Below are 4,715 nucleotides of genomic sequence, written 5' to 3'. Positions count from 1 at the left end.
ATACTCCTAAAGACGACAAAAAGCCCTGAGAAAGATGTCTTCTCAAGACTTTGTCTACAATCTGAAACCGGAACGAGCGTTCCGGTTTTTTTGTAAGATTTGAATTAAGCCTCAAATTCATAAAGTGCTGTTGACAGATAGCGTTCGCCATTGTCCGGTGCCAGAGCCAGCACTTTTTTGCCGGCGCCCAATTTTTTAGCCACTTCAATAGCTGCGAAGATAGCTGCAGCAGAGGAGATTCCGACCAGGAAGCCTTCCTGTCCGCCGACCTGCCGGCCCAGTTCCAATGCTTGGTCGGAAGTGACGCGGACAATGCCGCCATAGGACTCAGTGTCCAAGGTTTCAGGAATGAAGCCGGCTGAAATTCCCTGAATTTTGTGCGGTCCTGGTTTCTCTCCAGAAAGAATAGCTGATTCGTCTGCCTCGACAGCATAGATTTGCACGTCTGGGTTGACCTTTTTCAGGGCGTGTGACACACCTGAGATTGTCCCGCCAGTACCAACACCGCCGACAAAAGCGTCCAGTCCGGTTTCACCGAAAGCAGCGATAATCTCTGCTCCTGTTGTTCTTTCGTGAACCTCTGGATTAGCTGGGTTATTAAACTGCAGCGGCAGCCAGCCCTGACGTTCTTGGGCAATTTCTTGAGCTTTGGCGATAGCTCCTTTCATCCCTTCACTGCCTGGTGTCAAAACCAATTCAGCGCCATAAGCCTGGATGATTTTGCGGCGTTCCACGCTCATCGTTTCCGGCATGACAATAACAACCTTGTAGCCCTTGGCTGCACCGACCCAAGACAGACCAATACCAGTATTTCCGGAAGTTGCTTCCACAATGGTGTCGCCCGGCTTGATAATGCCGTCGCCTTCAGCTGCCTCAATCATGCTGAGAGCAATACGGTCTTTAACAGAAGAGCCCGGATTGAAAGCTTCTAACTTTACGTAAACATCCGCAGCTCCCTCGGGAACAAGACGATTCAGTTTGACAATAGGCGTATTTCCAATTAATTCAGTAATATTATTATAAATATGTGACATAAAGTTTATACCTCAATATAGCTTAATAGAACCAGTATAAAACGAAAAACAGGCTTTGTAAAATATAAAAAAGCTATGGCTCTGATAGAGAAAATTTATAGCAAACCTGTTTCTGCATGCCTTACATTTCAAGAGGAACTTCCACTTGCCGCAGTCCTTGATTGGCAATGGTGATTTTTCCCTTAAAAAATTCAGTCAGCCGATGTTTGAGTGCTTCTGACTGGTCCTTGTCAACAAAGACCGTCGCAGCAACGCTGTCTGTAAATACGGTATCATATTCAGTCAGGCCTTCATTTTTGAGGAAGACAGGGAAATCCTGATAGCGGCTGTAAGACATGCTCACCCGCAGTCCAGCCTGTTCCTTGATTTCCACCCGTCCGATTTCCTTGATAGCCAAAGCCACACTGCCGGCATAAGCCCGGATAAGGCCGCCAGCCCCTAGCTTAATACCGCCAAAATAGCGGGTGACGACCACGCAGAGATTGGTCAGTTCCTGATTTTCCAAAACCCCCAGCATGGGCACGCCAGCGGTACCGCTGGGTTCACCGTCATCGTTGGTCCGTTTGATGTCACTTTGGGGGCCGAGGATAAAGGCAGAGCAGTTGTGACTGGCCTTGTAGTGCTCTTTCTTAACCGCTGCAATAAAGTTGCGGGCTTCTTCTTCAGTGTAAACGCGTTTAACATGGCAGATGAAGCGGGATTTCTTGATTTCTTCTTCTACCTGTCCATCTGCTTTGATTGTTTTAAATTCCATACTTCCATTTTACAAAAAAAGATTGCATTTGCCAAAAGAATTACGAATGAATAAGTATGACAGAAAGAGCAGATTGTTTAGGCCGAATTTTTACAGAAGACCAGTTGGCAGCAGCACTACGGGAAGAGGCCCAGAGGCTGCCCGCTATGCGAAAGTCGGAGGGCAGCTTTTACTGCAGCCGCTGCGGCAGCAAGGCGGATGGGGAGCACCGGCTGCCGGCTGGTGCCTATTATTGCCGGCAGTGTCTGATGTTGGGGCGAGTTCGCAGCGACCAGACTCTCTATTATTTCCCGCAGGAGCCTTTTCCTAGAAACTGTGTCCTCACATGGCAGGGACAGCTGACAGCTTTTCAGGAAAAAGTCTCGCAAGGCCTGCTGCAGGCGATTGACAGACAGCAAAATACATTAGTGCATGCTGTTACCGGGGCTGGGAAAACGGAGATGATCTATCAGGCGGCAGCAAAAGCAGTGGATAGAGGAGGATCAGTCTGCTTAGCCAGCCCCCGCATTGATGTTTGTTTAGAGCTGTATCGCCGGATAAAGGAAGATTTTGCCTGCGATATTGCCCTCCTGTACGGAGATTCAGAGCCTTATGTCCGCAGTCCGCTGGTCATTGCAACCACCCATCAGCTCCTCAGGTTTTATCGCGCCTTTGATTTGCTGATTGTGGATGAGGTTGATGCCTTTCCCTATGTGGACAATCCGATTCTTTATCATGCAGTAAAACAAGCGGTTAAGACAGAGAGTACGACCATATTTCTGACCGCAACCTCCACGGACGAATTGGATAAAAAAGTGAAAAAAGGAGAGCTGCAGCGGCTCAGTCTGCCCAGAAGATTTCACGGCAATCCTCTGACAGTACCCCGGAAAGTCTGGCTGCCGCATTTTCAAAAGCAGGTAGAAAAAGGGAAGCTGTCTCCCAAGTTGAAAAAAATTCTCAAGGAGCAGAGAAAGACTGGATTTCCCCTCTTAGTTTTTGCTGCGGAAATCCAAAGAGGACAGGAGATTGCCGAAATTTTAAAGCGGCACTTTCCACATGAAAAAATCGGCTTTGTCGCTTCTACGACGGAAAATCGTCTGGAGCTGGTGGAGCAGTTCCGGCAGAAAGAGATCAGCATTCTGGTGACAACTACTATTTTGGAGCGGGGAGTGACTTTTCCTAGCGTAGATGTTTTTGTGCTGGAAGCCAATCACCGCCTGTTCAGCCGCAGTGCGCTGGTGCAGATTTCTGGGCGCGTGGGACGGAGTATGGATAGGCCCACTGGCCAGCTGCTCTTTTTTCACGACGGCAGCACATCTGCTATTGAAAAAGCCATCAGCGAAATCAAAGCCATGAATCGGGAGGCCGGTCTATGAAGCATTGTCTGTTGTGCAGCAGTCAGCTGAAAGAAAGGCTGACTTTTTCACAGTTTTTCTTATTGAAGCCAGAAAAACCGCGTATCTGCTCAAGCTGTTTTGAAAATTTTGAGCAAATAACGGACCAGCATTGTCCAGGATGCTGCCGAAAAGGCAGTGCAGAGATTTGTTCAGACTGTCAAAGCTGGTCTCGAGAAGGCTATCAGGTACAGCATTTTTCCTGTTTCACTTATAATCAGGCTATGAAAGATTATTTCAGCCAATATAAATTTCAGGGTGATTATCTGCTGAGATTTGTATTTAGAGAAACGGTCAGGGAAAAAATGAGGGCGTTTAAAGACTATCTAGCAGTTCCTGTCCCGGTTAGTCCGGAAAAATTCCGGCATAGAGGTTTTAATCAGGTTGAAGGTATTTTAGACGGTGCAGGTATAGCATACAAAAATATTTTAGAAAAAAGAGACACCGTGGCACAGTCCAGCAAAAATAGGGAGGAACGTCTGCAGACTCAGCAGTGTTTCAGTATTAAAGAAGACCAGCATCTGCCAGAAAAAATTATTTTGATAGATGATATTTATACAACGGGAAAAACACTGCAGTTGGCTAAGCAAATCCTGCTGGAAGCGGGTGTGAAAGAAATTTTGACATTTTCAATCGCTAGGTGAGAAAAAATTTGCAAAAATGAAATGAAAGCGTTATAATGATATTATAAATAAAACATTTATGTTTAGAAAGAAGGTACTTATATGCTTAAATATAGTATCCGTGGTGAAAACCTAGAAGTAACAGATGCTCTCCGTGACTACGTAGTTTCTAAACTTGAGAAGATTGAGAAGTATTTCCAAGCAGAGCAGGAACTGGATGCACGCGTAAACCTCAAGGTCTACCGTGAAAAGACGGCTAAGGTGGAAGTAACCATTCCGCTTGGCTCGATTACCCTTCGTGCAGAAGATGTTTCTCAGGATATGTACGGTTCTATTGATTTGGTAACAGATAAAATTGAACGTCAAATCCGTAAAAATAAAACAAAAATTGAAAGAAAGAACCGCAATAAGGTTGCTACCAGCCAGCTGTTCACAGATGCTTTAGTAGAAGAAAGCGAAGATATTCCATCCAAAGTAGTTCGCTCAAAACATATTGATTTAAAGCCGATGGACTTAGAAGAAGCCCTGCTGCAAATGGATTTGCTGGGGCATGATTTCTTCATCTATTCAGATGCTGAAGATGGGACAACCAATGTCATTTACCGTCGAGAAGACGGTGATATTGGCCTCTTGGAAGTAAAATAAAGAAATAAAAAAGGAGGCTGGGACAGGGTGTCTCAGCCTCGCTTTGCTTTTGAGTATGATTGCTGTCTCCGTTCGCATGCTAAGCCTGGTCAGATTCCGTGCTGAGATGAGCAGAGTTTTGATTTTCTGGCATTTCAGCTGCGCTTTTTTAGGACGGACAGATCCTCAAGCTATGCATTCAAATATGACATCACTTCATAATGAAAGCACTCCTTATTTTAAAGGTTTTGTAAGAGCTCTGTAAAAAAATCGGCAATAAATTAAAAAACTTTTCAAAAATGACTTG

At 45.5% G+C, this 4,715-nt stretch carries 5 protein-coding genes; 3 read left to right on the top strand and 2 right to left on the bottom strand.

Translation table 11 applies throughout. The features are described from left to right. Positions 1-104 precede the first annotated feature (104 nt). Positions 105-1,034, bottom strand: a complete 930-nt coding sequence (gene cysK / locus STRDD11_RS00025) for a cysteine synthase A (RefSeq protein ID WP_128834159.1) — start codon at positions 1,032-1,034, stop codon at positions 105-107. Positions 1,035-1,155: 121 nt separating this feature from the next. After that, the gene (locus tag STRDD11_RS00020) at positions 1,156-1,788 is read right to left on the bottom strand and encodes a YigZ family protein (protein WP_128834156.1); all 633 of its coding nucleotides are present in this window, start codon (positions 1,786-1,788) and stop codon (positions 1,156-1,158) included. A gap of 56 nt (positions 1,789-1,844) precedes the next feature. Here STRDD11_RS00020 and STRDD11_RS00015 point away from each other — a divergent pair, with 56 nt between their 5' ends. From STRDD11_RS00015 to raiA, 3 genes are all read left to right on the top strand, one after another. Beyond that, complete coding sequence (locus STRDD11_RS00015; protein WP_128834154.1) at positions 1,845-3,143, top strand: ATP-dependent helicase ComFA; 1,299 nt, start codon at positions 1,845-1,847, stop codon at positions 3,141-3,143. After that, entirely contained in the window at positions 3,140-3,805 is a 666-nt protein-coding gene (locus STRDD11_RS00010) for a ComF family protein (RefSeq protein ID WP_128834151.1), read from the top strand. The genes STRDD11_RS00015 and STRDD11_RS00010 overlap by 4 nt, the downstream gene beginning before the upstream one ends. An 81-nt stretch (positions 3,806-3,886) precedes the next feature. Further along, entirely contained in the window at positions 3,887-4,429 is a 543-nt protein-coding gene (gene raiA / locus STRDD11_RS00005; protein ID WP_128834149.1) for a ribosome hibernation-promoting factor, HPF/YfiA family, read from the top strand. Positions 4,430-4,715: the final 286 nt, after the last annotated feature.

It is taken from the genome of Streptococcus sp. DD11 (assembly GCF_001578865.1).
GTDB classification, from domain to species: Bacteria; Bacillota; Bacilli; order Lactobacillales; family Streptococcaceae; genus Streptococcus; species Streptococcus panodentis.
This window is presented reverse-complemented; position numbering and strand designations above follow the sequence as displayed.